Below are 26,995 nucleotides of genomic sequence, written 5' to 3'. Positions count from 1 at the left end.
GATGAAAATTAAAGGATTGATCATTTTTCTAGTTTCAATGGTGACTTTTTGGAGCTGCGAAAACCCAAAAAATGAATCGCCAAGCACGATCTACTCTGGCGGTGATATACTTACCCTGGCCGGAGACCAACCCGAATACGCCGAGGCTTTGGTGGAGCAAGAGGGAAAAATCCTATTCGTGGGTTCACTGGCAGAAGCTCAGGAATTGGCTGGAAAAAATGCAGCTTCCGTAGATCTTCAGGGAAAAACTTTACTCCCGGGATTTATCGACGGACATGCCCATTTTTCCAATTTTGGTCTTCAGGCCATTGCTGCCCTACTTCTACCTCCACCGGATGCTGGCTGTAAGGACATTCCAACCATGATTCAGATTCTGAAGGAATGGAACACACCTGAAAACCGGGCCTTGACCGGATGGATCATTGGAACTGGTTTTGACGATTCGGTTTTGGAAGAAAAACGCTTCCCCACCCGGCATGACCTGGATCAAGTGACCACTGAGTTTCCCATCATGATCATCCATATCTCCGGACACTTTTCCGTAGTCAATTCCAAAGGCTTGGAAATTCTTGGCATCACTGCCGATACCCCTGACCCGGAAGGGGGAATCATCCGAAGAGAGGAAGATGGAAAAACTCCAAATGGAGTGCTGGAAGAACTGGCGGCCATACCCAATATGATGTATGGATTGATGCCAAAAGATATGGCCGCAGCGAATAAGTTTTTTGAAGCAGGTCAAAATATGGCCATCTCATTTGGGTACACCACAGCGCAGGAAGGAAGAGCCATGCAAAACCATGAAGATCTGGTCAATAAGGCTGAAAAAGGCATGCTGAAAATTGATGTAGTTAGCTACATCGACTATCTCTTTGTGGATCCATACATGAGTACTCCCTGGAATTCCAAGAAATACACCAATCACTACCGAATCGGTGGAATGAAGATTACCCTGGATGGTTCTCCCCAAGGAAGAACTGCCTGGAGGACTACGCCCTACCTACTTCCACCCGACGGACAAGGCAAAGATTATGCAGGCTATCCAGCCATTCCCCAAGATTCCATGGTTCAAGCCTATTTGGAAAAAGCCTTTCAAAACAACTGGCAGGTAATTGCTCATGGAAATGGGGATGCTGCGATTGATCAATTGATCCGAACTCTTAGACCTAATGTAGAAAAATACGGACTGGGTGATCGAAGAAACACCCTGATTCACGGGCAATATGTCCGGGAAGATCAATTGGATTCACTCAAAGACCTCGATGTAATCGGCTCACTATTTCCTTTACATACCTTCTATTGGGGAGACTGGCACAAGCAGATCATCGGGGATGAATTGGGAAATAAAATCAGCCCGGTGAAGACTGCTTTGGATAAAGGAATGAAAGTCACGATCCACACCGATGCTCCGGTGGCATTGCCCAACCTGATGCGAGTCGTGTGGACAGCAGTGAATCGCACCTCCCGATCAGGTGCAATTATCGGAGAAAGTGAAAGACTTAATCCCTATGAAGCACTTCAGGCGATCACGATCTGGTCGGCTTATCAGCATTTCGAAGAGGATAAAAAAGGGAGTTTGGAAGCCGGAAAACTGGCAGATTTGGTCATTTTGGATAAAAATCCGCTGAAAGTAGATCCGGATGACATCAAGGATATTCAAGTCATGCAGACAATCAAAGAAGGAAAATCAATCTATAAGCGCGAATAGAATTTTTGCTTACTTTTCTACAAAATTGCCTCTATGCCTGCATGCGCTTTTCTTTCCATTTCGAATACCGAGGGTTGGTTTATCGATGATGATTTGGTTCACCCATATTTGGAAGAATTGGGCTGGACTGTTCAAAACATTCCCTGGAATCAAGACACGGACTGGAACCGATTTGATTTGGTAGTCATCCGCAGCCCTTGGGACTACCAAAATCACCTCACGGAGTTTCTGCGAGTGCTTTACAAAATCAATCAATCCAATGCCATTCTTTTAAACTCCCTGGAATTGGTGCATTGGAATGTTAACAAAAGCTACCTTTTCGAATTGGAGTCCAAGGGCGTGGAATTGGTTCCCACGATCAAGCCCTCCTTCCTCCAACTTGCAGACATTCGAAATGCGTTTGAAGTATTTCAAACCGATGAGTTGATTGTAAAACCTCAGATTGGTGCCAATGCAGATGATACTTTTCGGATCAAAAAATCAGATGAAGCATCCTGGACGATAGTCCTTCCTTTTTTCAAGAATAAGGTAGGCATGCTCCAACCCTTCATGAACAGTGTGGTTGAGGAAGGGGAGTTTTCTCTGATGTACTTCAATGGAAAACTCAGCCACACCATCCTGAAAACGGTCGGAAAAGGAGATTTTCGGGTTCAGGAAGAACATGGTGGTGGAGTTATTCCAATTTCTAAACCTGAGGAAGGGCTTCTCAAAGCTGCAGAAAAAGCAATGGCTGCTCTGCCTCAGCCCCCATTTTATGCCCGGGTTGATTTGGTCAGGACAACGAAAAACACCTTTGCATTGATGGAACTAGAGCTGATCGAACCTTGCCTTTATTTTCGATTTGACCCCGATTCTCCCAAGGTTTTTGCTGAGCTATTGGATGAATTTTGGAGGAAAAACCAAGCGCATACAAATTTGCCCCATGCTACAAACCATCCATCCTAAACTTCCCATGCGGGACAAAAAAATCACTGAGGAGTTTTACATCCATTTACTCGGATTTAGGCCCATGGGAAGCGGGAACTACCCTGAATATCTCATGGTGGAAAAAGATCAAGTGGAGCTTCATTTTTTTCTCTTTCCAGAACTCAATCCTTTGGAAAACTACGGGCAAGTGTATATCCGAACTTCTGATATCAAAGGCCTTTACCGGGAATTTTTAGACCGAAAAGTTCCTATTCATCCCAATGGACCCCTTCAGGCTAAGCCTTGGGGACAAATGGAATTTTCCGTCTTAGACCCAGACCATAATTTGCTGACTTTCGGACAAGCCGTTTGATCAATAGTCAAAACTCAAATTCCCACCTTTTCGGAAAGCTTTCAGGTTAAACTCAGGCATAGAACGATCCTGAAAATATCTTTTTCTAGCTTGTCGAAAAAGCTGATGGATACTTTCTGCCAGCACTCCCTCCCCTTTCATCCGCCTTCCAAATTCATTGTCCTGCACTTTTCCACCATGCAGTTCGGCAATCTGATGCATGACTTTCTGGAATCTGTCGGGGTAGTTCTTTTGCAGCCAGTCACTGAAAATCTCCTCGAGCTTGCCATTAAGTCTGACCACGATCATCCCCGCTCCTTTGGCCCCATGGTCTGAGGAGGCTTTTAGAATAGCAGGTATTTCATGGTGATTCAGCCCGGGAATGATCGGAGCATTCATGACTGCTACCGGAATTCCAGCCTTCGCCAAAGACTCCAAGGTTTTCAGTCGTTTGGCCGCACTGGCAGTTCTCGGTTCCATTTTCCTTCTTAATTCATCATCCAAGGTGGTGATCGAAAGATAAACCTGCACTAAGTTTTCACTGGCCAAATCTTTCAAAAGATCCAAATCCCGAAGAATCAGACTGTTTTTGGTGATCAATCCTACCGGATGTCGGTACCGGACAAAAACCTTCAATAATTCTCGGGTAATCTTCATCTCCTTCTCCAAAGGCTGATAGCAATCCGTATTCCCGGAAAGGGAAATCGGCGCCACTTTCCAGCTTTTGGACAAGAGTTTCTTTTCCAAAAGTCTAGGTGCATCCGGCTTGGCCATCAGCTTGGTTTCAAAATCCAAACCCGCAGTATATCCATAGTATTCATGGGAATTGCGTGCATAGCAATAGATGCAGCCGTGCTCACAGCCCTGATAGGGATTGAGGGAAAAACTCAACCCGATATCAGGACTGGTAATGGGATTGACAATGGTCTTGGGATGCTCGATTCGGACTTCGGTTTTGGGAGAAAGCAAAAGTGGCTCGTCAATCCCCTCTATATGCTCCGTTACGATCCTATTGGCTAAAAATCGGTTGCCAGACTGAATCTGTGCACCCCTTCCTTTGAAATATTCCTCTTCCCTGTCAAGCATTTTGTCAAAATCAAGCAGCTTATTTTAACCCTATTTTGAGAAAAGAAAAGGGACTTGACTGGAAATGTCGGCTTATTTGGGATTTACGAATTACGATTTACGAACCGGTAACCTAGATTTGAACACTTTTCAGGTGGATATCTCTGAAGCTAACTTCCAGACTCCCTTTCTCCCATACCTCCTTACTTCAAAGCTTCCTTGCCTTTCAACCCAATCTTTCAATCGTTAAAAGGAAAAATTAACAGCGCATGCTGACTGACCGTATTAAAATCCCTCCAAACCCGATTGAGTTCGGTATGAGTCTTGGCCGCTTCCAACCCGGCAAAAGGGTACATTTTGGCATTGAGTTCACGGCAAGCGGAGGTGAGCTTTCGGCTGACTTTACTGACCGATCTGAGCGTCTTTTTGGAGATTTTATCCTCTTTTTGGAGTTCTTTCCAAGACTTTGAAACCACCTCATAGAAATCAGCTCTCATCTTCTCCAGCTTTTCCAGAGCTTTCTTTTCCTGTTTTCGGAAGTATTTTAGGTGCTTTTCATCGTACTTTCTGGTTTCGTTTCTTTTCCAGAAGGTCAAGGAAATCAATTCCTGCAAGTGCAGGGAAATCCCCAAAATATTGACAGCTAAAGTGGCCTCGGCAAATTGCAAAAAGGGGTACCGATAGATGGGACTTTTCAGCTTGACCTTCGAGGGGAGAATTTCAAAGGATCGATTGGAGGGAATCTTGATGTTTTCGGCTTTGAAGGCATGACTTCCCGTAGCGACCATGCCCATATAGCTCCAGCCATCGAGAATTTGAACTTCCTCCTTTTTGAGAATAAATGCTTTGACGACAGGGTTTCCCTTTTTGTCCAAAAGCGGTTTGCCGTTTTCCAAAATCTCGCAATTGGCGGTGAAATGAGTGGCATGCAAAGCTCCCGAAGCATAGGTCCATTGACCGGAAATGAGATACTCTTCCCCAATCAGGTCTGCTTTTCCTCCCACAAATCCACTGCCCGCTAGACAAACTTTGGGGTCAGCAAAAACTTCCTTTGCCAGTTCCTGATCCAAAAACCCCACAAACCAAGCCGCTCCGGCACAGAGGGTCACTGTCCATCCCAAACTACCATCCTGCCGGGCAATTCGCTCCTCCAACTGCAAAGCTTCCGGAAGGGTCAATCCAAGCCCATCTAATTCCTTTGGAACGAATAGCTTGAACCATTTTTCAAGGTAAATCAGTTCGAGCATCTCAGCGGTCAGACGACCCTGCTTTTCTGCTTTCTGTGCCCAATCGGTGTTAATCAATTCGGAAAATTTCATGAAGTAAGTTTACGAATAAAAAGACCTAATGGCTATCCAGTTTCTACAGAAGCTTGGCAAGTTAAAATATGCTCTCGCTAAGACGGCAAGTCGCAAAGAAGCCAAAAATCTTAGAGCCCTAGCGGCTTCGCGAGAAATGTATTTTAAAGAAAAGGAAGCTGTCCTGCTTCTCCTCCGATGGCTATCGGAGCAGGACTAGCCAAAAATAATCCTGCTTTCGGAAAAGCAGGATAACTGAAAATGGATTCAACTTTTCCAAAGTTTAGAACTTTGGAAAAGTTTTCGATTTTCGCCGTGGTTGGTGTCCCCACCAACCACCTTTTACTTTTTCTTTCGCTGTGCTGCCATCCATTCCATGATGGTAACCGGCTTTCCATCCACCATCACAGGCTTACCATCCAAATCCAACCTGGCGGTATTGGCATGGGAATAGACCCAAGACCAATGCCCATTGTATCGGAAATCTTCCCCACCGTATAGGCCTGTCACATCAGTGACATTATCATAGTAGGAGAAATGCACATTCTTCGCTCCTGCTTTCTTTAATCGATCAAAAAGTGGAACTACAGTTTCGTCAGGTTTTGTAGTCATGTCATCCTTGGAGTGAACAAACCAAATGGGCACGTTCTTAATCTTTTGGACCATTTGATCGGTGACGAATTCATTATTGAAAGCCAAAGCACTGATGTAGCCAGCTGCAAAATAATCCGGATGCTCAAAGATCAATTTCAAGGAAATATAGCCTCCATTGGAGCAACCTCCGACATAGATTCGATTAGGGTCAATTCCGGGATTTTTTGCCACATAGTCCTGAATCAAAGCAAAGACTGCGGCATTGTAAATATCATTGACCTGACCTCTGGTCATTCCCTGTCCTGAATCCATCCAAAAAGTAGGAGTCTGAGGAGCCAAAACATAAGCACCTCCAAAAAGCACTTGAATTTCCGGAGAGGCATAATTGTATGCCTTATTTCCCAAAAGAGCAATGCTTGGGTCAGTACCTCCCTCTCCTCCACCATGCAGCCAAATGATCAAAGGAGCTTTGCCGGTCACATTTTTTGGAGCAAAAGCGCCGTAGGTTAAAGTGGTATTCTGATGGGTGAATTTTCCACTAAGGTCAAATTCCTTTAAGTCTTGCTGTAAAGTCCCGTTGGATTGGTTCCAAACTTGTCCGGATTTGGCATGAAGCACGGTGACCTGATAGTCAATCCAGACATTGGAAGCGCGATTCCCCATCCTGAGGTATTGCATGGAGGACATAATCGGATTATTGGGGCTTACTGCCAAAACCAAGGTCAAAAATTTTCCATCATCCTGTCGGTTCCCATCAGAGTCTGATGAATAAGAAGTAACCACAGTTCGTTTTCCATTTCGTGCAGCTTCGGGAATCTCTCCCTGGGAGGATGATCTGGATACAAAGATTTCAAAATCAGAGGCTCTTGGCTCTTCGATCGGCTGATCCATGCTGAGTACCAGTCTACTGACCGCAGGTCCCCAGTCAAATCCTTCCACGATCAGTTTGTAGCTTCCGGGGGTAGGTTGGGAATTAATATTTGCCCAAGTCAGCAAGGGCATAGTAAGGAATGCTAAAAGAAATAGCAGATTTTTTTTCATGATAGGGATGATTTTGGGTTTGAGAGATTTTGGAAGGGAATTTCGCAAAAGTTAAAGAACGCCCAATAAAAATTACTTGAAAGGCGGGTAAGTCGGGAGGTTGGAAGTACCAGCAGAGTTGGAAAATTGAAAAGGGGGAAGGTTGGAAAACGGCTTCGATCCTTCTTCCTTCGAAATTCGATGTTCCATATTCGAAATTGAAAGAGCAAAAGAGGGAAATTTTAGTTTGGAAAATAGCCCATGACCTAGGAATGGGAAATAGAAGTATTCAACCTTACTTACTTCCTTACCCCCATACTCCCAAACTCCCCTGCTCCCCTACTTAATACTCCCCTTTTTCAATTCCTGCACTGCATAATCCACCGCCCGGGCAGTGAGGGCCATGTAGGTAATGGAAGGATTTTGGGTGCCTGTAGAAGTCATGGCAGCTCCATCCGTGACAAAGACGTTTGAAGCCAAGTGCATTTGATTGAACCCGTTTAAAAGAGAGGTTTTAGGATCCCGACCCATTCTTACCCCTCCCATTTCATGGATATCCAGTCCGGGCGCTTGCTTGCTGTCTGATTTTCGGATATCGATGCAGCCTGCTTTGGTCAGCATTTCCTCACCCTGCTGGAGAAAATCAGCAAGGACCTTTTCGTCATTATCATCGTAAGCCACATCGATTTCCAGTTGAGGAATACCCCATGGATCTTTTTGATCTGTGCTCAATCTGACTTGGTTACTTTCCTTTGGAATGGTCTCTCCCTGCATCATCATAAATACAGACCAAGAACCAGGAACGGAATTGGCCTCCTTGAATTCAGCTCCAAAAGGCAAATCTCTTGCCCCTCCCCATCCTGATCTTCCCGCTGAGTAGAAGGTCATATAGCCTCTGAGAAAATCCGTCTCCTGCTTCTTCACATTCCGGAAATTGGGCAGCATCACCGCGGTGGGTCTCCGTCCATAGTAGTATCCATCTTCGAAACCCTCAAATCCTGCACTGATCGTCCCCCGGTAGTTGTGGAAAGCAATGTATTTGCCCAGCAAACCGGAATCATTCCCCAGTCCATTGGGGAAACGATTGGAAATGGAATTCATCAAAATCAAATTCGTATTCAGGCAGGCGGCATTCAGGAAAATCACCTTGGCAAAGTACTCCTTCGCTTCCTGAGTGACCCGATCGATGACCCGTACTCCGGTGACTTTGTTTTTTTCCTCATCCCAAATCAGGGAATGAACTACCGAATCCGGCCGAAGGGTCAAATTGCCGGTTTTGGCTGCTGTAGGCAGAGTGGAAGAATTGCTGCTGAAGTATCCTCCGAAAGGACAGCCTCGATAGCACTGATTTCTTGCCATGCACTGCCCCCGACCTTGTGCGACGTGAACTTCCTTGGGCTGAGTCAGGTGAGCGCATCGGCCGATGACAAACTTTCGGTCTCCATAAGCGTCCAAAATCCGCTTTTGGATTTCTTTTTCCACACAATTCATCTCCCATGCGGGTAAAAACTCCCCATCCGGCAAGGTATCCAAGCCATCGTAGTTTCCGCTGATTCCTACAAACCGCTCCACATAACTGTACCAGGGTGCTATGTCCTCATAGCGAATCGGCCAATCCACGGCAAATCCATCCCGGGCAGGTCCTTCAAAATCATATTTGCTCCATCGCTGGGTCTGTCGGGCCCAAATCAGGGATTTTCCTCCAACCTGATATCCGCGAACCCAGTCAAAGGGCTTGGTTTGCACATAGGGATGCTCGGAATCTTTCACAAAAAAGTGCTGAGTATCCTCTTTGTAAGCATAGCAGCGGTTGACCACCGGATTTTCTCTTTTGTCTTCCAGAGGAATCTGATTGCGATGGGGCATCTCCCAAGGGGCCGAAGTCATGGTCGGATAGTCCTTCAGGTGCTCCACTTGGCGCCCTCTTTCGAGAACCAGCGTCTTCAGGCCTTTCTCACAAAGTTCTTTGGCAGCCCATCCTCCGGAGATTCCTGAGCCTACTACGATCGCATCAAATTGATTGGAATTCATACGGGAAAAATAAAAGAAAAGAAGCAGACTTTTTTAAATTTTTTAAAAAAGTTAAACATCAGGATTCTTTCCCCTTTACTACCAAGAACCAGTCATTGTCCAGTTCGAGGTATCCATAATCATAGCAATAATGGTACAGATTGCCCTTTTTGTTTTGATAGGTATGGGTATAATAACGAAAGCTAAAACCCTTTGTCTGAAGCTTTTCTTTAGGCACTTTGGCCAATACTTCACCCGTCGGAATACAACTTTCCAAAATGTTCCGATTTTTCTTCAAAGCATGATTGATATTTCGGATGAGATTGGTGGATATGGCATTTTGGGAATTATTGTAAGTGTTGCGGCAGGAATCATCGCAAAACTTCTTATCCAATCGACCTTGAATGGGTTTTCCGCAGTGTAAGCATTGTCTTTGTTCAGCTAGCATAATGAAAAAGTTTTCTGGAATTTAGGAAATTAGTTTAAAAAAGCAATTCGGAAGACCAAAGTCACTTTTGGGCGAGCAATCTGACCACAGCCGACTTACCATCATGGTATTCCCCTTCTTTCAAAACGGTTTCCAATTCATCAAGCATCAGGAACTCCATCCCCATAAAATCCATCTTCAATTCCTCCAAACTGAAAAGCATGGATTCATCTTTAGGCCCTCCGGCTTTTGCATTGATTGAATTGAAGCGAAGATGATCTTTGGAGAAGCCTTCCAGAATCAGCAATCCTCCCGCCTTAACAAATGTCACTAGCTTTCTGTGAAACTCTCTCCTTTTCCCTGCCGGAAAATGTGCGAAAATCAAAACCAAAAGGTCAAAGGACTCAGGCTCTGCTGAAAACTCCTCAAGACTCGAAACCTGATAATCCAGATTTACCTGCATCTCTTTGGCAAGTTTTTCTGCCTTTATTTTAGCCTCTTCAGAAAAATCAAAAGCAGTAACCTCCCATCCCAACCTAGCAGCAAAAACTGCATTCCGGCCTTCCCCTTCAGCCGGAAACAGCGCCTTTCCCGGCTTTAGCTTGGGCAGTTCTTTCTGAAGAAATACATTAGGTTCTTTACCATAGGCATAGGCTTCTTCCTGATATCGGGCGTTCCAAAATTCTTTCATACTCTTTTATTAAAAACCGGGGCAAAGTAAAGGAGTTAACTTCCTGAAAGCTGTAAATTATATCACATAATCCAGCGAGCCATGCCACTTCACGTAATCCTCGGCGCCAATGGCAACATTGGCAATGCCATTTCACAAGCGCTATTTTCCAAAGGAATCTCAGTCCGACAAGTCAGCCGAAATCCCAATAAAGTCAATGAATCGGACGAGCTTATGCAGGCTGACTTGCTAAATGCCCAACAAGTGCATCAAGCGGTAAAGGGTGCAGAAATCGTCTATCTCTGCGCTGGAATCACTTATTCTGCCAAAATCTGGGAAAGAGACTGGCCGATCATCATGAAAAACACCTTGGAAGCATGCATAGCCAAACAATGCCGCCTGGTCTTTTTTGACAACATGTATGCCCTTGATCCGGGAAAAGTGGGCCATCTTACCGAAGAAACTCCAATGAACCCCAAAAGCAGGAAAGGGAAAGTCAGAAAGCAAATTCTGGAAATGCTCTGGCTGGCTGTAAAGCAGAAACAGCTTCAGGCCATGGTAGTAAGAGCGGCTGATTTCTATGGTCCTAAAGCCAAAAACAGCTTTTTGAATGAATTGGTTATCGAGCGAGTGAAAGCCGGAAAGAATCCCCAATGGACCTATGCAGGAGATAAAAAACACTCATTTACCTACATTCCCGATGCTGGAAAAGCCACGGCCTTTCTCTCCCTTCAGGAAAATGCATGGAATCAAACTTGGAACCTCCCTACAGACCCCAGCTATCCCAGCGCTCAGGAAATCACGCAAATGCTCAATGAAAAACTAGGCAAAAACACCAAACTGATGGTCATGCCCAGCTTTTTGGTTTGGCTACTGGGCTTGTTTATTCCCCCGCTAAAGGAAGTACGGGAACTCAAATACCAAACAGCCATGGATTACTGCCTGGATCCTTCCAAACTCAAAAAAGAATTCGGAATCAAACCCACCCCTTTCGCAGAGGGTTTGGCTTCCTGTCTTTAATCCACAATCAGTTTCATCCGGTATAGGATCAGTCCTTCTTCTTCGGTGGAAGAAAGGCTCGGATTTTTCATTCCGACCAGCTCCCCTTGCTTATTGACTACCATTTGCCCATTCACGCCCTGAGGAAGTTCGATTCCTTTCGCCAGTACATTAAGTTCTTGATCCAAAACGGCAAGCAAAGGAGGATTGAGCTGATAGATCTTTTCAGGGTCCATTCTTCCTGATTCATTTTTGGCTTGGGGAAAAAGTTCCTCTGAAATCCCGTTTTGATACTGAACCAAAAAATAGTCTCCAACAGCTAAGATATCGCGTACAGTTCCCGGCATTTTCTTTCCAAAACTCTCATAGAAAGATGAGGCTTGGTTCATCGGCACCGGATCATATCCCACCCACTTGTCAAAAGGCAGATTGATCGTCCTCTGATGGATAAACTCCCCTCCTTCGTCCCTATAATGCAAAATCTCCGGACGAATCCAATCCAGCAGATACAAATCCTTCCCTTTCAGAAAGGGGACGAGCACCAGACTCCCGTGGAATCGTCCGTCTAGAAACTGAGCCTCTTCTGGAAGCGACACCATAAATCGGATGGAGTCTCCCTCCTTTTGGAAGGAGAAAAGAGGGTCTGAATACGTTTTGCTGTAAAACTCATCTGTAAATCCTCCTTCATGCTCACTTTCCGCCATGAAGCGAGGGTAAAGAAAACCTCCTTTCCAAGGCAGAAGAGATAACTTTGGAAGGAAATTGAATGAAGTGTAGGCATAAGGGACTTTCAATTCATCGACAGGTCTTCCATTTTCATAAAAAAGAAACCCCTTGGAATCGCTTACTAAGGCCACTTTTCCATTTGCATATCCCATTCCCAAAATCATGGAGACGGCCTCAGGACCATCCCATGGAATACTGTCCTTGCTGAGAATGTTGCCTGATTCATCCACTTCCATGTACTGGTAGTAGGAATTGCTGGAAAGCAAATAATGTCCTTTCGCAGCATCATAATCAATCAAGTACCGTGGCTCCAACTGATCTATCAGCAGGGAGTCTTGCAAAACGAGGGAAAATGAAGTTGGTTTTTCTGGAGAAGCTTTATCGCAGGAGCACAGAAAAAATACACAGGCCAAAAGGCTTAGAAAATGTTTTTTCATAAAGAGTTAAAGTAAGAAAATGAATTTTTTAAAATTAAGACAAAAATTGGTGAATCAAAGCCTGAAGTTCAGGAATTACTTTTTCCTCAAACCAAGGATTTTTCTTCATCCAAAGCCGGTTTCTTGGCGAAGGATGCACCAAAGGGAAAAATTCGGGCAGATATTCTTCAAAAGCTCGAACAGTCTCAGTCAGGTTCTGCTTAATCCGATCCTTTAAATAGTATCCTTGAGCATAGCTCCCAATCAAAAGTGAAAGGCTAATCTCAGGCATCAGGTTCTTCAGCTGTCCGTGCCAGTTGGGGGCGCATTCCGCCATGGGCGGAAGATCTCCACTTTTTCCCCGACCAGGATAGCAAAATCCCATGGGCATAATCCCGAAAATCTCCGGATTGTAGAAAATATCCCGGTCCACATTCAGCCATCGGCGGAGTTCTTCTCCACTTGGATCATTCCAAGGCACTCCGGTGGCATGCACTTTGGTTCCCGGTGCCTGACCAATGATCAGGATTTTGCTTTTGGGATGAATGGAAAATACAGGCCTAGGACCCAAGGGAAGTTTTCCCTCACAGATTTGGCAAGCCTTGACCCGATCCACCAAATCCAGACCTCTATTCTTTTTGTCACTCAAACTCATGGAATAAATTTACAAGACAGACCTTTTTTAACTACCGACTTTTATTCATACAGCCATTTCAAATCACAATTCAAGTCGCGCAAACTACATTTTGGCCAATTTTTTCTCAGGACAAATAAAAAGAATAGACTTTTAAGTGAGTTTTATTTAAATTTTGATTGTTTCTAGTCATCTGATTAATAGAGAATTGACAAACAAATAAATGATTACCCTGTTTAAAGAACATTGAATTTGCCTTCGGGCAAGACCTAGCTTGACCACCATGAAATACCGAACTCTACTCCCGGCTTTAGTCCTGATTTTTTGTGCTTCCTGTTTTTCTTCCAAAGACTACGTAACGGACTACGACTACAACTATACAGGCTCATTCAAAAAGTATAAGACCTTCGCATTTGTGCAGTCTGAGGATATCGACACCACGGTTATCGCTCCTGTGCTCAATGCCACCATAGGTGCCCGACTCGGCTCCCAGGGATTCAGGGAAGAAGACTCCAAAGCAGACATGCTGGTGAGCTATAAGATTTTCACCGATTCGGTTCGCTATCGAGGGTATGTACAGCCGGAATTCGACTATTGGCTTAACCGCACAGGAATGACCTACAGAAATGATGAAGGCGAGATCGAGCGGGAACAGGAAAAAGACGAAACCTACAACATGGTCAAATACGCAGAAAACAACGGCATGCTTGTCATTTATGTAATCGACAGCAGAAAGGGCAACACCATTTGGCAAGGGTATACTGCGGCAAACTTTGACTTTGACTCCCCTACTTTTCCCTCAGACATTACCCGTGCAGCTTACCGGGTGATGAATGAATTTAAGATTTTGAAACGAGGAGAATGATCCCCGATTCCTTTAAAGAATCCCCAAGCTTGTCAAGGCTTGGGGATTTTTTTTGGCTAAACTCAAAAATATTTCACCATGAAAAAACCTTTCCCATTTTCTCTAAACAGACTTTTTAACACTTTTTAAGATTTTAAAAATCCATCCAAGTCCTTTTTGGTAGACCATTTGAAAAATATGGAGCCTACCAACAAATTATTCTACCATGAAAAAATCATTAATCGTAGCAGGAATTTTCAGCCTCGGACTTTTGGCTTCCTGTGTCTCCAAAAAGAAGTACACCGAATTGGAGAGCAATCTCTTCAAAACTCAAGCTCAGCTCGCCACCACCAATCAGGAAAAAGCGGAGTTGGAAGAAAAAATGGCCGCGATCGAAGCACGTATAGCCGAGTACAATGCCCGCATTAACTCTCTCAGAGAAGTCAATGATCAGCTAAGCGACGCCAATAGCTCCATGCTATCCATCGAAGGAGCGGCAGTGATGTCAAAAAACTCCAGAAACAAAATGATAGAAACCCTGAACAAGGTGGATCCTGCGAAACTTGCTGAGGCTAAAACCTTGGAGGACTCAGTAAACCTTGCGATTGAGTACAATATCAAACAAAACATCACCGCAGAATCCGATGGATCGGAAGACGACGTGCAGATTGATATTGACAAGACGGTGGTCATGATCAGCGTCTCAGACAGACTGCTGTTCAATACAGGAAGCTACCGATTGAATGCTAAAGCAAATCCACTGCTTTCCAAACTGGCTGAGGTCATCAATGCAGAGCCTAGCCTTCAGGTCATGATCGAAGGCCACACTGACCCGAGAACAATCTCCAATGCAGTGGTTCAGGATAATTGGGATCTTTCCGTAAAGCGCGCAACTTCCATAGTAAGAGAACTGCAACTGAAGTATGGGGTAGCTCCTGAAAAAATGATCGCAGCAGGGAGGTCCAGCTATGTGCCTCTCGTGGAAAATGACTCCAAAGAAAACATGGCCCTAAACAGAAGGACCCGAATCGTACTGATTCCTGATCTTGACATGTTTTTTGCGATGCTGTAAGGGAAAAACCAAACCAATAAACTACCACAATGAAAAAAGCGGGCTCCAAAGGCCCGCTTTATTTATGCTTTCCCTATTCTTGGATAAAATCCAAAGTACCCAAGGAGTATCTCATCAAGACATCCTGAAAGAACATGGTATACAATGCCTGAGCCTGATCGGCCTGCGCCCTTACCAGTTGCTGATTTGCGGTAGCCAAGTCCACAAAAGTGGATAATCCCAGTCTAAACCGCTCCTGAACGGCCTTATAGGCTTCTTCGGCAGCTTGTACTTGCACTTGGGTATTGCTCTCTTTCCTCACGGCAGCCTGATAGTTTTGATGAGAAAGCTTCACATCCTGATAGACCTTTCTGTCTATGGCTTTTTCTCTCAAAACCTGATTTTGGTAAGCTACCTTACTTCTTGCCACATCCAGCCTGCTTTGGAAATTGGAGAAAATCGGGATGATCAGATTGAATCCCAAGGTATTTTGAGGGTAGATTTTCAAAAACTGCTCCTGAATCGATCGATCATCCAATGAGGTGAAGAAGGTGTTGTAATTGTAAAATGCGTTGATTCGGGGATAATACATGGCTTTGGTTGCCTTCAGATCCTTTTGAAAGGAATCCTTCAATAAAGTCTGCTGTGCTTTATCGGCTCGGTTTCGGACCGCCAAATCATACAGCTCTTCCACTCCATATTCCTGAAATTCTCTCAAGGCCTGAGCCGGGTCCACGGCCTCCAAAGCAGGAACCACACCGGGATCAAGCTGAAGATATTCAGTAAAAGCCCAAAGGTCATTTTCCAGTGCAATTTCGGCATCCACTTCCACGGACTCTACCCTAGCCACCTCAGATTGCTGATTGTATAAGTCGGACACGGTACGAAGTCCCGCATCTACAAAGCCCTCAATTTGCCTGAGAATTTCCTTTTGGTTGGCCGTATTCTGTCGGGCAATTCTCAGCAACTCCATATCCAGCAAAACTTGCAAATAGCGTCCAGCCACATCGAATGTAATCTGCTGCTTGGCCCGCTCCAGCCCCTTTTCTCCAGCTTCATAGGCAAGTTTGGCTGATTGGGTATCCAGAATTCTTCTGCCTGAATTAAACACGGGCAGGTTTGCATTGAGATTTCCGCTGATGATATCATTGGTCACATTGGTTACGACGATTTCGCCTTCCACTTGCTGAAACTGCTGTCCGGATTGGCGGAGAAAATTGGAATTAACACCCACAGAAGGCAAATGGGAAAGCATGGCCACTTGCTTTTCCTTTTGGAGTACCTCCATCTGATTGACCTGAATCTGATACTCCAAGTTTTTCTCCAAAGCCAAAATCACCGCGTCTCTGAAGTTGAGTTGAAGGGTGTCCTGTGCTTGTACTATTGAAAAGCTCCCAAGTGCCAGAAGCACCGGGAGTAAATGCTTAGCTGATTTTTTCATCGCTGTCTATTCTTCCGTCTACTAAGTGAATCAATCGGGTGCCGTAGTCGGCATTTTCCCTGGCATGGGTTGCCTGAATGATGGTGGTGCCTTCCTTGTGCAAATCCTGAAATACCTCCATGATTTCTTTGGCCTGAGCCGAGTGAAGATTCCCGGTGGGTTCGTCAGCCAAAAGAACTCTTGGCCGGCCTGCTATAGCTCGGGCTATCCCGACCAACTGCTGCTGTCCACCGGAAAGCTGTGCCGGAAAAAGATCTTTTTTTGCCACCATATTGAAGCGATCCAAGAGTTCAGCAATGATGCTCTTTCGCTCAGAAGAAGACACTTTGCGGTACAGCAGCGGAGTTTCGATGTTTTCGTATACCGTAAGCTCATCGATCAGGTGATAAGCTTGGAAGATGTAACCAAATTCACTTTTGTGAAGACTGGATCGCTCTTTTTCCTTCATCTGACGGATGTTTTTTTCTCCGAAAAAGAAGTCCCCGGCATAGTCTTCATCCAAAAGACCCAGAATATTGAGCAGGGTAGATTTACCTGCCCCGGAAGGTCCCATCAGGGTAACAAACTCCCCTTCTTGAATAGTCAGATTGATTCCTTTGAGAAGGAAAATCCGCTGAAATCGGGACTCAATGAATTTGTCTATGTTTTTTAGTTCGATCATGAAATATGAAATAAGTCTATTCTGATTTTAAAGTTTGAGAGGGATTGACCCGATATACTTTCCAAGTGCGGTAGAAAATAGTGAGCATGGCCAAAATCAAAACCGTCGCAATAGCAAGGACGTAGGGAGCCCAGCCGATGGTAGTCTGATTGGCAAAATCCTGCAGCCAGTTTTTGGAAAACCAAAGACCAAATGCAATCGCCAATAAGGAAGATATTCCCAGCAGCTTCATGAAGTCCAAAGCCAATACCGAAAGCACATCAGCAGGGGTAGCACCCAAAACCTTTCTAATACTGATTTCCCGGGTTCTTCTCAATGCCACATAAGATACCAGTCCAAACAGACCAATACAGGCAATGAATACCGCGATTCCTGCAAATATTGTGAACACCAAACTTGACCTTTCCTCCGAAGCATAGAGATTGGCATAAGCCTGATCCACAAACTGAGGATTGAAAGGACGATCAGGAACTTGCTCTTTCCAGATTTTCTCCAAAGCTGCCAAATGGTTAGCAGGATCTCCGGCAGGAAGCTTGATCAAAAGAACATTAGCCTCCATAGGGTCATGAAAGATCACCAATGGACCAACCTTCTGATGCAAGGAATTGAAGTAAAAGTCTCCAATCACCCCTTTGATAATCGAATTGCTCATGTAGCCGAGATTGATCCGCTTGCCTACAGCCTCTTCCGCTGTCCAACCCATTTCCCGTACGGCAGACTCATTGAGCAAAATCGGGAATTCTTCACTTCCATCCTCCATTTGATTCCTTTGGATGTCAGACTCGGTGAAATTATCCCCAGCCAGAAGTTGAAGGTTTAGCGTAGAAACCAAATCAGGATCTACTGCATAACCTGTGATCATCAACTCTCGCTGATTGTCCCCTCCGGGAAAGATTTTGTAGCCTGCTTTGATATGAATTGGCATATCAGCAGCCTGGGCAACGGATACAGCCGCCCCAGTTCGCTTCATTTCTTCCTTAATCGCAGGCATTTTGGTTCTGGATTGATAAGGATAACTGATGGCGACTAGCTGTTCTCTATCGTACCCCAAGGTCACCTCACGCATGAAATCCAGCTGACTTTTGACCACAAAGGTGGAAATCAATAGCCCCATGGACACGAAAAACTGGAATACAACCAGAGATTTTCTGACCCAGGCACCTCCGCCCAATTTAATTTTGTTGCCTAAGGCCCGAATCGGCTCCATCCGGGACAAGATCAATGATGGGTAAGCCCCTGAGAAAAAACCTACAGCTAATAACACCCCTGCCAAAAAGACCAAACCCACAGGACTACCCAACAACTCCATTTGAAGAGGAACCTCTACCCAATCTGAAATAATCGGGCTTAGGGTATAGATAACTACCAAACTAATGAACAAGGAAGCTGCAGTCAAAATCATGGATTCGGAAACGAACTGCCCAAAAAGCTGGGATTGAGTGGCTCCCATTACTTTTCTGAGCCCCACTTCTTTATTCCTTTCAGTCGCTTCAGCAGTTGCTAGATTCACATAGTTGATCACTCCGATCATGATGAGCAATAGAGCGACTACACCAAAAATGTAAAGGTACTTCAGATTGATCCCCGGCTTGATGGGAGAAAGATTGGGGTCTCCGGTATGGATGGATGTGACAGCTTGAGTGTAAAAATCGGTCTGAAATCCGTACTGCTCTTGATCACTTCCAAGGTATCGATCAACCATTTCAGCCAAATTCTTCTCAAAGTCAGCTACACTTACTCCCGGCTTTAATTTGACATAATTGTAATAATTGCTGGGAGACCACTCCGGTTCTTTCCCGTGGCGATGGGTTTTGAAGGATGCCAAAAAATCAAATTCCAAATGACTGTTGCTGGGGAAGTCCTCCATCACTCCCTTCACTTGGTAGTCTCTCCCATCTACTTTCAAAGGTTTCTCTATGGCATTGGCTACACTCCCAAACAGGCGTTCAGCGGTACTTTTGGTCAAAACCATCTCAAAGGGATTTTGAAGCAAACCGGTTTTTTGGCCTGCCAAAAGCTTGAAATCAAATACATCGAAGAAGAATTCATCTGTGAAGGCAAACTTGGATTCCTCCTGATTGCCTTGCCCTGCGTCGATCATAGCACTGGAGAAAATACCCAAATCAAAGACCAAAGTCGCCTTTTCCACTTCGGTAAACTCCTCCCTCAACACAACAGGAAGAATGGAGGGAGAAGTGCCCACCAATTGCTTTTCACCCCCAGAGATAAACTCCTGATTGATTTTAAAGATGCGCTCTGAATCTGAGTACATTCGATCATAGCTCCATTCGTGGTAGATATATAGGGAAATAGCCAAAAAGCTCACCAAGGCCACAGTCAGCCCAAGCAGATTGATTCCTGCGTACAACTTCCTTTTTTGAAGGTTGCGAAAAGATATTTTAAAGTAGTTTCTCCACATAGGAATTGGAAGGTTGAGATAGTTGAAACACTTGTCCGCCGAGGCGGATGGAAAGACTCAATTTTGCAATCCTTCAGTCTTGATTTCTTGGCCCGGCACCATGTATGTCCAGATTTTCAAAATCCAAAACTGAATTTCGCTTTCTCCTTTTTCCACTATTATGCCATAAAAAAAGCCCCTGAATTAGCTTCAGAGGCTATTTTTACTAATGAAGGAATCAAATATCTCGAACATTTTTGTTCGCTGGCGAACAAAACGGGAGGCAGTTTGCAGTAGGCAGGTTTCAGTAACCAGTGGGCAGTAATGGGAGGGCATGATCAGTTTACTTCTTTTCTCCCCAAATAGAGAGCCGATTAAATCTCAATTCTTACCTCTAGATCCTAAATACTTACTTCTCGAGTCTTAAATCTAGATCCTAGGTTCTAGATACTAGATACTCCCTTAAAACTTCCGATACTTTCCGCCCAAAAACTTATTGGCTTCTTTCTCAGCGAATTTTGCCTTTTTGCTGTCCCAATGCAAAGTCTGATTAGGGAACCGGCCTGCAATCACCCCGAGGAGAATGGTTTCTGTCAATCGGGCTGAATATTCAAAGGGAGCCGAACATTCCGCTGTGCCAAGACAAGCATCTACAAACTGATGGTAGTGCTTCTTGCTTTCCCCTGCATAGTCCTTGACAGGTGCACCCAAATTGAAAGGAGTCACGTCAAATTCCTTGTATTGCCCATCCACGATCAGACGGGGAAGTTGCTGGAAATGAGGAAGGAGCAATCGGCCCTTTTCACCCATAAACATGGCACCTTGATCCGGCAGCTTATCTCCGTTGGGAAGCTTCAAATCCTCATGATCTGCAGGTGCTCCCGGGCCATCATACCATACCCACTTCAGGGTCTCTGCAGTGTAAGGGGTGGCAGGAAACTCATAAGTCACGATGTTATTTTCCGGAAATCCATAACCCGTAGGCTGACGGCACTCATTGGTAATCGTCATCGGAACGTCCAGCTGTAGCGCATTGTATGGGGTATCAAAGATGTGAACTCCCATATCTCCCAAGGTACCGCAGCCAAAGTCCAATACCTTTCTCCAATTGCCAGGATGATATTCATTTTCCTTGAAAGGTCGCTCAGGAGCCGTACCTAACCAAAGGTTCCAGTCCAGATTTGCCGGAACCGGATCGCTGCCAGTGGGAGTAGGTTCATCCGTTCCCCAGTTTTTGGGTGACCAAGCTCGTACAGTATGAACCTTTCCAATAATTCCGGACTGAATCAGGAGAGTAGCCAACTTGTAATCGTAGAAGGAATGAACCTGAATCCCCATCTGAGTCACCAGATTTTTCTTTTCCGCAAGTTTCTTCATGGCTCTTGCCTCAGTCACATGGTGGGTCAAGGGCTTTTGGCAGTAGACGGGTTTGTCCATTTTCATAGCCATCAATGAAGCCGGTGCATGCGTATGGTCAGGAGTGGATACGATCACAGCATCGATCTCATCTTCCATTTCTTTCAGCAAAACACGGTAATCTGCATAGGTTTTGGCATTGGGATACAGTGCGGTGGCGTTGACAAGGGCATTTTTGTCTACATCGCAAAGGGCCACCACCTCTACCAATTCATGGGAAGCAATAGCTTTCAGGTCTTCCATTCCCATGGCTCCCAGGCCGATATGTGCAGTTCTCAGTTTACCGGCTCCTTTGGCTTTGGCCATAAGAGAAGGTGCCAATGCCAGCCCTACTGCACCGAGAGCGGATCTTTTGAGAAAGTCACGCCGGTCGATCACTTGGAATTTCTTTGTCATTTTTAAAGGTTTATGCTAAAGGTTATTTCAATTCTTTGATTCTGATATTTCTAAAGTGAACCACATCTCCATGGCCGAGGAAGCCAATATGCCCCGAGGACCTTTGAAGTCCCGGATGATCGCGGCCATCTAAGGTTCCGTTTTTGCTGGCTTCCAGATAGTCCCCCTCTAGGATGATCTCTCCATTGAGCATGATTTTTATTTTGGGATGCTCCACGATGACTTCCTGTACATTCCATTCACCCACAGGCTTCAAAAAGCCTCTTTTGGCAGGAATTACCCCATAGACTGATCCATGAAACTGATACTCCTTGAGCTTTTCGTATTTCTTGTCAGTATTGTCCAAAATCTGAAGCTCCTTTCCTACATAGGCCGCATCTCCTTCCAAGGGGGCATGAATTCCCAAACCATTATTGGCACCAGGTGTGAGTTGGAATTCAAAACGGAGAATAAAATTTCCGTATTCTTTTTCGGTAAAAAGATTACCTCCTCCCCCGCCTTTGGGATCAATGATAATCAGGCCGTTTTCGGCACGGTAGGAAGATTTATTCCCTACCCAGCCATCCAGATTTTGTCCATTGAAAAGGGAAACGAAATCAGGCTCTGTATTCTGCTGAGCGGAGACTTCCGCATCACTCAGTAGAAATACCAGAAAGACAACTAACAGGAATTTTTTCATAGGAAAAGCAGAGATATCCCAAAGAAGTGGAAAGTCCTGTAAGATAATCGACTGCTCCCGTTTTTTGCAACCCGACTAAATAAAAAAAAGAGAAAATAGGGAAAACTTATTTAAAATTTTCAAAAAAGGTCAATAGCTACCTGCCTTCCCGAAAAAGAAAGGCAGGCAGGCTATTTTATTCATCTTTAAGCACATGGGCAGGATTTGTTTTGGCGGCAAGCAGGGAATGAGCCCCTACAATCAGCAGGCAAAGCAACAAAACCCCAAATCCGGCAAGGCCAAAAAGTACCCAAGGCATATCGATCCGATAAGTAAATCCTCCCAACCAATCCTTCAGAAAATAATAGGCCGGAAGGATGGCAAGAGTAAATGCGATCAGAATCAGCACCACATATTCTTTAGATATCAAGGTCAAAATCTGCATCAGGGATGCTCCGAGCACTTTTCGGATGCTGATTTCCTTGGTGCGCTGGGAAATAGTGTAGGACGAAAGTCCAAATAAGCCCATGGCCGAGATCAAAATGGCCAGAATAGTCGCTGCGCTCATCACATTTCGGATTCGGACGTCTTCTTGATACAACTGGGTAATCTCTTCATCCAAAAACTGAAATTCTTCAGATTCGAAGGGATAGATTTCTTTATAAATCCTCTCCAAATCCGACTTGGCTTGAGCCAGATTCTGCCCAGATCGGAGCTTGACTGAGATCGTTTGAAAATATTCCGGGTTATACGTCAATAAAAGTGGGCGAATTTCCTCGCGAAGGGTTCTGGAATGAAAATTACCTACCACACCAACTATTGTTCGTTCCTCTCTTCCAAACCTTATTTTCTTATTGATCGCATCCTCAAAGTCAGAAAAACCCGCTTCTTTCAGGAAATTTTCATTGACTAGGATTTCATCAGCTCGGTTTGTTGTGTTTTTACCTGCAAGCAGAGGAATCCCATTTACTCGAATAAAGGCCGAATCCACATTCATTACTTGGGTAAACAGCTGACTTTCTGTGGTATCCACAGGGATCCAAGCATCGGAAGTCCACAGGCTGTTAGAAGAAACCAAACTACCACTCAAGGCCGCTCCACTCACCCCACTTTGCTGACTGATCACCTGCCGCAGACGAACCATCTGATCCTCGCCAGTCATAAACGGCAGGTTTGCATACAGCACTGCATCCTTTTCAAATCCCAAGGGCTGACTACTGATATATCTAAGTTGAGCCTGAAGAACCAATACCAAAATGATAAAGGAAATGGAAGAAGAAAATTGAAGGACCATGAGATTTTTTCGAAGAAAAACTCCCAATGAAAATCCCGGGGAAGTAGAAATTTTCTCTCCCTTGATCGCCCGGACTGGCTGATAAGAGGAAAGAACCATGGCTGGATAAATACCCGCCAAAAAGGTAATTCCCAAAGGAAAAACCACGTAAAAGATCAGATTTGGAAACGAAAGATGATTCAGTTGGAATCCAGAAGGAAGATAGTCGCCGAATAAATTCCTGAACAACTCCGCCAAACCCAAGGCCAAGATTAATGCGATCAAGACCATCAAGTAAGTTTCAGACAAAAACTGAAGAATCAACTCTTTCCTCCTTCCACCCAGTGTTTTCCTGATTCCCACCTCTTTGCTGCGTCCGATAGCCTGAGCCGTTTCCAAATTGACGAAATTCAAGGTCGCCAAGATCAGGATAATCGCTCCGATATAAATCATCCCGTGGAGGAAGACCTTGGAAATTGAGCTATCATCGAAGTTTTGGCCAAAGTGAATATCGCTGAGCGGCTCTGCAGAAAAACTGGTAGTAGCTTCTTCATCCGGACTGTAGTTTTTCTCGGCAATTCGTGCCAGCGCCTTTTCCAACTCTGACTTAAGGCCTGCTTCTCTGATTTTGACAAAAAGCTGAGAACTTGAATTCACACTTCCCCAATGATGCAAGCCAAACCACTCTTGCTGTTCTGGAGTAGAGATTGTCGAATAGGAAATAAAATCTCTAAAAATCAAGTCGGTATTTTCCGTGTAATCCTCCACCACGCCCGTGACCTGTGCAGAAATCGAATCGGCATCGATCCATATGATTTCCTTTCCCAACGCATCAAAAGGCGCCACACCGGGGAAATATCGATTAAGATTGCTCTTGGTGATGACTGCTGAATTTGGATTCTTCAAAGCTTCTTCGGGATTGCCTGCAAGCCATTTTCTAGGGAAAATCCTGAAAAATCCAGGGTCTGCAAAAGTAACCTCATTCGTTCTGCCCAAAACCTTATTGCCTTCAGGTATGGTAACCAGGGTTTGGTAAAGCGTGTAGAGTCTTCCTTTGGTCTCCACAGCCGAAACTTCCGAATCAATCACTTCTCCCAATGGACCCGGAGTTCCTGAGTTGGGATAGCTTTCCCCCATATCCCATTGTGTGAGCGTATTGACCCTGAAAATCCGCTCAGCGTCCGGGTGAAACTTATCAAAACTATACGAATGCCACACCACATTGAAGATCAGAAAGCAGATCGAAATCCCTAGGGACAGCCCCAGGATATGAATTCCCGTTCTGAGTTTGTTTCTCAGCAGGTTTCTCCAAGCGATTTTGAAATAGTTTTTGAGCATGGTCTGGGTTGGAAAATTTTAAAATTGAAATATTGGAAAATTTGGACTGAAAGGATGAAAGGTTCAATTAGATCGTCAACCATCAATGCTACTCACTTCTTGCCTCTAGGTTCTTATCTCTCATTTCTTGTCTCTTGCTTCTCGCTTCTCGCATCTTGGTTCATGTATCTAATATCTTGATACCAGATACTTGATACTTGATACTTGATCCTTCAATATCATTCATCCTTCAAGGTATTTACAGGATTCGTCAAGGTGGCTTTGAGCGATTGGGCATAGACTAGCGCCAGGGTAAATGCAATTCCACCAATAGCCAGAATCACAAAGCTGATCCAAGAAGGCCATCCTTTGACTGCAAACTGATCCAACCAACCCTGCATCAGATAAATACTAAGAGGAAGTGCTACAACCACCCCGGCGAGCGTGGTGACCATAAACTCTTTTCCAAAAAGCCAGGAAATACTCCAGCTGGAGGCACCAAGTACTTTTCGGATTCCGATTTCTTTGGTACGCCCGGCTATCGACAAAGCCACCATGGCAAACAATCCCATAGCTGCGATCAATATCGCAAGGGAGGCCGCGATAAAAACCATTTTCCCCAGTCTTCGGTCAGACTGGTACTGTGCCTCCACCGTTTCATCCAGGAAAGATATTTCCAATGGCAAACCGGCAAACTGCTTTTCCCACTCGGCCTCGATTACTCCCCTTACTTGATTGACATCTTCTCCCGCAGCCCGGACAAGCAGCTTTGGATTGGTACTGGAATTAATCATCAGGTTGGTAATCCCACTGAATACTGCCATGGGAGATTTGGCGATCATCACCGGCTCGATGGGCTGATACAGGGAAGCATGATGGAAATCCTTCACCACCCCCACAATCTGATGGGGTTCAAAATCAGTTCTTGGGAGCATTTCTCCGGTAGGATCGTCCCAATTGAACGCCCGGGCAAAAGCCTCATTGATGATCAGGGCGCTACTGTCTGCACCTACTGCAGGGTTTATGTTTCTTCCCTCAATGATTTCCATCCCGAGAGTTTCCATGTAATCCCCTGCCACAAAGTTGACCTTAAAAGAAAACTGGGTTCCGTCTTCTAATGGAAATGCCACCTGCCAAAAGGCATCATCCCCGTAGGTGGCCACCGTTAAAGCGGTAGAGGCAATTTCTGTTCGGGAAGAAAGCGTTTGTCTGAAGCTCTCGGCAGTCCGGAAGCTTTCCTGCAAAGAGGTCACAAAACTTTTGGAAGGATAATCCGGCATATCCACAACCATCACCTGATCTTGGTCAAAACCCAAATCGTAATCCCGAATCGCATTCATCTGATTGACCATAATCAAGGTCGAGGCAATCAGCAAAAAGGAGATAAAAAACTGAAAAGCAACCAAACCTTTTCGCAGGCCCTGCTTTCCAAAGTGAATGGAAAGGTTTCCTTTCAAAACCTTGATTGGACGCAATCCGGAGAGGAAAAAGGCAGGATAGGCTCCGGCCATGGCAGAAATCAACACGATCAGCCCCACCAAAATCCCAAACTGGGCTGGGCCATAGATGATATCGAGTTCTTTTTGAAATAGATCATTGAAGGTAGGCAGGAACAATTCGGCCAGGACTACACCCAACACCGAAGCCAGCAAAGTCGTCAAAAAGGCCTCGGTCAAAAACTGATTGATCAGCTGACTGAAGCTGGCTCCCATGGTCTTTCTTACTCCAACTTCTTTGGCTCTGGAGGTCGCTCTCCCGATAGCCATGGTTGTAAAATTGATGCAGGCAATCAGCAAAACCAGAAAGGCTATCCCGGACAATATCCAAAGCAGGGATTTCTGAGTGGTTTCTACTGCTCCATTTCCGGCACCTTCAGCAAAGTGCATATCTGCCAATGGAGTAAGCGTAAAATATAGCCCACCTTCTTCGTAATCCTCTCCCAAGGATTTTTTCATGAAGGCCTCCATGCTTTGATGGATTGATTCTGCTTGATCCGGTGAATTGAGCTTGAGGAGGTTAAATCCCCATACATTGTACCATGAAGCCAGACTCTCTTCATCGGCAAAGAAATCCATGTTTGCGATTGGCATGAGGATTTCAAAAGGGATGGAATTATTCGCGGGAGGATTTTTCAGGAGTCCGGTAACCCGGTAATCCACAAAGTCCTCTCCCATTTTAAGCTGAAGAGATTTGCCTATAGGCTCATCCGAACCGAAATATCGGTTGGACGCTTCCTCGGTGATAACTACTGAATATTTGTCTACCAGCTGGGTAGAGAGATCACCTTTGAACAAAGGAAAATTGAGCATTTTCAAAAAGTCTGGGTGCACTAAGCGAATTCGCTGGTTTTGGGTGCTTTGGTCAGGTAAGACCGCCTGCACATCTGCATTGGTCACACCGGAAATCGCCTCAATCTGGGGAAACTCCTGTCTAAAAGCCGACTCAAGAACTACCGGAGAAGAATAGGTTTCCTTCATTTCCCCATCTATCCGTTCATGGGTTTTGACCCGATAAATCCGATCCAAATCCTGATGAAATGCATCAAAGCTCAGCTCAAACTGAACGAAGAAAAAAATCAGAATACTCACTCCTAAGCCCAAAGACAAACCGATCAGGTTGATTCCTGTGTGGAGTTTGTGTTTAAGTAGGTTTCGGACGGCAATTTTAAAGTAGTTCTTCCACATGATATTCTAGGTAATTATTCAGTTATCTTTTCTA

The 26,995-nt window shown here is 44.9% G+C and carries 21 protein-coding genes; 6 read left to right on the top strand and 15 right to left on the bottom strand.

Annotation, left to right across the window (positions count from 1 at the left end):
- The first annotated feature begins 1 nt into the window (after position 1).
- From AAA938_RS03580 to AAA938_RS03570, 3 genes are read left to right on the top strand one after another with little or no spacing between them, the layout of a single operon-like run.
- The gene (locus AAA938_RS03580; RefSeq protein ID WP_338227270.1) at positions 2-1,705 is read left to right on the top strand and encodes an amidohydrolase; all 1,704 of its coding nucleotides are present in this window, start codon (positions 2-4) and stop codon (positions 1,703-1,705) included.
- A 33-nt stretch (positions 1,706-1,738) separates the two neighbouring features.
- Positions 1,739-2,650: an ATP-grasp domain-containing protein gene (locus tag AAA938_RS03575; protein WP_338227269.1), complete on the top strand. Its 912-nt coding sequence runs from the start codon at positions 1,739-1,741 to the stop codon at positions 2,648-2,650.
- A complete protein-coding gene (locus AAA938_RS03570; protein WP_338227268.1) occupies positions 2,628-2,984 on the top strand; it encodes a bleomycin resistance protein in 357 nt (118 codons plus the stop codon). The genes AAA938_RS03575 and AAA938_RS03570 overlap by 23 nt, the downstream gene beginning before the upstream one ends.
- Here the strand turns inward: AAA938_RS03570 and AAA938_RS03565 are convergent, their stop codons facing one another.
- The 6 genes from AAA938_RS03565 to AAA938_RS03540 form a co-directional block, all read right to left on the bottom strand.
- A complete protein-coding gene (locus tag AAA938_RS03565) occupies positions 2,985-4,049 on the bottom strand; it encodes a PA0069 family radical SAM protein (RefSeq protein WP_338227267.1) in 1,065 nt (354 codons plus the stop codon).
- Between the two features lie 218 nt (positions 4,050-4,267).
- On the bottom strand, positions 4,268-5,347 hold the full coding sequence (locus AAA938_RS03560; RefSeq protein WP_338227266.1) for an acyl-CoA dehydrogenase family protein: 1,080 nt from the start codon (positions 5,345-5,347) through the stop codon (positions 4,268-4,270).
- A gap of 321 nt (positions 5,348-5,668) precedes the next feature.
- A complete protein-coding gene (locus AAA938_RS03555; protein ID WP_338227265.1) occupies positions 5,669-6,961 on the bottom strand; it encodes a prolyl oligopeptidase family serine peptidase in 1,293 nt (430 codons plus the stop codon).
- 318 nt (positions 6,962-7,279) lie between these two features.
- Complete coding sequence (locus tag AAA938_RS03550) at positions 7,280-8,971, bottom strand: GMC oxidoreductase (protein ID WP_338227264.1); 1,692 nt, start codon at positions 8,969-8,971, stop codon at positions 7,280-7,282.
- Positions 8,972-9,029: 58 nt separating this feature from the next.
- Entirely contained in the window at positions 9,030-9,398 is a 369-nt protein-coding gene (locus AAA938_RS03545; RefSeq protein WP_338227263.1) for a DUF2116 family Zn-ribbon domain-containing protein, read from the bottom strand.
- A gap of 61 nt (positions 9,399-9,459) precedes the next feature.
- On the bottom strand, positions 9,460-10,068 hold the full coding sequence (locus tag AAA938_RS03540) for a class I SAM-dependent methyltransferase (RefSeq protein ID WP_338227262.1): 609 nt from the start codon (positions 10,066-10,068) through the stop codon (positions 9,460-9,462).
- 81 nt (positions 10,069-10,149) lie between these two features.
- Between AAA938_RS03540 and AAA938_RS03535 the strand changes: the two genes are divergently transcribed.
- Complete coding sequence (locus AAA938_RS03535; protein ID WP_338227261.1) at positions 10,150-11,067, top strand: NAD-dependent epimerase/dehydratase family protein; 918 nt, start codon at positions 10,150-10,152, stop codon at positions 11,065-11,067.
- On the opposite strand, the gene AAA938_RS03530 is transcribed toward AAA938_RS03535, so the two are convergent.
- Together AAA938_RS03530 and AAA938_RS03525 are read right to left on the bottom strand one after the other, a co-directional pair.
- Positions 11,064-12,209 carry a hypothetical protein gene (locus AAA938_RS03530; protein ID WP_338227260.1) on the bottom strand — a complete coding sequence of 382 codons (1,146 nt, stop codon included), beginning with the start codon at positions 12,207-12,209 and terminating at the stop codon, positions 11,064-11,066. The two genes, AAA938_RS03535 and AAA938_RS03530, sit on opposite strands and share 4 nt — an antisense overlap.
- A gap of 34 nt (positions 12,210-12,243) precedes the next feature.
- Positions 12,244-12,843, bottom strand: a complete 600-nt coding sequence (locus AAA938_RS03525) for a uracil-DNA glycosylase family protein (protein WP_338227259.1) — start codon at positions 12,841-12,843, stop codon at positions 12,244-12,246.
- Positions 12,844-13,105: 262 nt separating this feature from the next.
- Between AAA938_RS03525 and AAA938_RS03520 the strand changes: the two genes are divergently transcribed.
- Positions 13,106-13,687 (top strand): DUF4136 domain-containing protein, encoded by a 582-nt coding sequence (locus AAA938_RS03520; RefSeq protein ID WP_338227258.1) that lies wholly within the window; start codon positions 13,106-13,108, stop codon positions 13,685-13,687.
- A 205-nt stretch (positions 13,688-13,892) separates the two neighbouring features.
- Positions 13,893-14,738 (top strand): OmpA family protein, encoded by an 846-nt coding sequence (locus AAA938_RS03515; protein ID WP_338227257.1) that lies wholly within the window; start codon positions 13,893-13,895, stop codon positions 14,736-14,738.
- 73 nt (positions 14,739-14,811) lie between these two features.
- Here AAA938_RS03515 and AAA938_RS03510 read toward each other — a convergent pair whose 3' ends face one another.
- The 7 genes from AAA938_RS03510 to AAA938_RS03480 all read right to left on the bottom strand — a co-directional run bounded on the left by AAA938_RS03510 (position 14,812) and on the right by AAA938_RS03480 (position 26,961).
- Positions 14,812-16,158, bottom strand: a complete 1,347-nt coding sequence (locus AAA938_RS03510; protein ID WP_338227256.1) for a TolC family protein — start codon at positions 16,156-16,158, stop codon at positions 14,812-14,814.
- Entirely contained in the window at positions 16,142-16,819 is a 678-nt protein-coding gene (locus AAA938_RS03505) for an ABC transporter ATP-binding protein (RefSeq protein WP_338227255.1), read from the bottom strand. The genes AAA938_RS03510 and AAA938_RS03505 overlap by 17 nt, the downstream gene beginning before the upstream one ends.
- Before the next feature lie 16 nt (positions 16,820-16,835).
- Positions 16,836-19,238: an ABC transporter permease gene (locus AAA938_RS03500; RefSeq protein ID WP_338227254.1), complete on the bottom strand. Its 2,403-nt coding sequence runs from the start codon at positions 19,236-19,238 to the stop codon at positions 16,836-16,838.
- A gap of 441 nt (positions 19,239-19,679) precedes the next feature.
- A complete protein-coding gene (locus tag AAA938_RS03495) occupies positions 19,680-21,029 on the bottom strand; it encodes a Gfo/Idh/MocA family oxidoreductase (RefSeq protein ID WP_338227253.1) in 1,350 nt (449 codons plus the stop codon).
- A gap of 22 nt (positions 21,030-21,051) precedes the next feature.
- Positions 21,052-21,708 carry a 3-keto-disaccharide hydrolase gene (locus tag AAA938_RS03490; RefSeq protein WP_338227252.1) on the bottom strand — a complete coding sequence of 219 codons (657 nt, stop codon included), beginning with the start codon at positions 21,706-21,708 and terminating at the stop codon, positions 21,052-21,054.
- Positions 21,709-21,883: 175 nt separating this feature from the next.
- A complete protein-coding gene (locus AAA938_RS03485; protein ID WP_338227251.1) occupies positions 21,884-24,298 on the bottom strand; it encodes an FtsX-like permease family protein in 2,415 nt (804 codons plus the stop codon).
- 218 nt (positions 24,299-24,516) lie between these two features.
- Positions 24,517-26,961 (bottom strand): ABC transporter permease, encoded by a 2,445-nt coding sequence (locus AAA938_RS03480; protein WP_338227250.1) that lies wholly within the window; start codon positions 26,959-26,961, stop codon positions 24,517-24,519.
- Between the last annotated feature and the right edge of the window lie 34 nt (positions 26,962-26,995).

Origin of the sequence: Algoriphagus taiwanensis (assembly GCF_036245645.1) — a bacterium.
Lineage (GTDB): Bacteria > Bacteroidota > Bacteroidia > Cytophagales > Cyclobacteriaceae > Algoriphagus > Algoriphagus taiwanensis.
Note: the sequence above shows the minus strand (reverse complement) of the source record. Positions and strands in the feature narration are given on the sequence as shown.

Excerpts from the sequence above, each read along its gene's own strand:
- AAA938_RS03515 (WP_338227257.1), top strand. The coding sequence starts at position 13,893 with ATGAAAAAATCATTAATCGTAGCAGGAATTTTCAGCCTCGGACTTTTG.
- AAA938_RS03505 (WP_338227255.1), bottom strand. The coding sequence starts at position 16,819 with ATGATCGAACTAAAAAACATAGACAAATTCATTGAGTCCCGATTTCAG.
- AAA938_RS03490 (WP_338227252.1), bottom strand. The coding sequence starts at position 21,708 with ATGAAAAAATTCCTGTTAGTTGTCTTTCTGGTATTTCTACTGAGTGAT.
- AAA938_RS03525 (WP_338227259.1), bottom strand. The coding sequence starts at position 12,843 with ATGAGTTTGAGTGACAAAAAGAATAGAGGTCTGGATTTGGTGGATCGG.
- AAA938_RS03560 (WP_338227266.1), bottom strand. The coding sequence starts at position 5,347 with ATGAAATTTTCCGAATTGATTAACACCGATTGGGCACAGAAAGCAGAA.
- AAA938_RS03500 (WP_338227254.1), bottom strand. The coding sequence starts at position 19,238 with ATGTGGAGAAACTACTTTAAAATATCTTTTCGCAACCTTCAAAAAAGG.
- AAA938_RS03540 (WP_338227262.1), bottom strand. The coding sequence starts at position 10,068 with ATGAAAGAATTTTGGAACGCCCGATATCAGGAAGAAGCCTATGCCTAT.
- AAA938_RS03555 (WP_338227265.1), bottom strand. The coding sequence starts at position 6,961 with ATGAAAAAAAATCTGCTATTTCTTTTAGCATTCCTTACTATGCCCTTG.
- AAA938_RS03520 (WP_338227258.1), top strand. The coding sequence starts at position 13,106 with ATGAAATACCGAACTCTACTCCCGGCTTTAGTCCTGATTTTTTGTGCT.
- AAA938_RS03535 (WP_338227261.1), top strand. The coding sequence starts at position 10,150 with ATGCCACTTCACGTAATCCTCGGCGCCAATGGCAACATTGGCAATGCC.
- AAA938_RS03575 (WP_338227269.1), top strand. The coding sequence starts at position 1,739 with ATGCCTGCATGCGCTTTTCTTTCCATTTCGAATACCGAGGGTTGGTTT.
- AAA938_RS03480 (WP_338227250.1), bottom strand. The coding sequence starts at position 26,961 with ATGTGGAAGAACTACTTTAAAATTGCCGTCCGAAACCTACTTAAACAC.
- AAA938_RS03545 (WP_338227263.1), bottom strand. The coding sequence starts at position 9,398 with ATGCTAGCTGAACAAAGACAATGCTTACACTGCGGAAAACCCATTCAA.
- AAA938_RS03580 (WP_338227270.1), top strand. The coding sequence starts at position 2 with ATGAAAATTAAAGGATTGATCATTTTTCTAGTTTCAATGGTGACTTTT.
- AAA938_RS03530 (WP_338227260.1), bottom strand. The coding sequence starts at position 12,209 with ATGAAAAAACATTTTCTAAGCCTTTTGGCCTGTGTATTTTTTCTGTGC.
- AAA938_RS03570 (WP_338227268.1), top strand. The coding sequence starts at position 2,628 with ATGCTACAAACCATCCATCCTAAACTTCCCATGCGGGACAAAAAAATC.
- AAA938_RS03495 (WP_338227253.1), bottom strand. The coding sequence starts at position 21,029 with ATGACAAAGAAATTCCAAGTGATCGACCGGCGTGACTTTCTCAAAAGA.
- AAA938_RS03510 (WP_338227256.1), bottom strand. The coding sequence starts at position 16,158 with ATGAAAAAATCAGCTAAGCATTTACTCCCGGTGCTTCTGGCACTTGGG.
- AAA938_RS03485 (WP_338227251.1), bottom strand. The coding sequence starts at position 24,298 with ATGCTCAAAAACTATTTCAAAATCGCTTGGAGAAACCTGCTGAGAAAC.
- AAA938_RS03550 (WP_338227264.1), bottom strand. The coding sequence starts at position 8,971 with ATGAATTCCAATCAATTTGATGCGATCGTAGTAGGCTCAGGAATCTCC.
- AAA938_RS03565 (WP_338227267.1), bottom strand. The coding sequence starts at position 4,049 with ATGCTTGACAGGGAAGAGGAATATTTCAAAGGAAGGGGTGCACAGATT.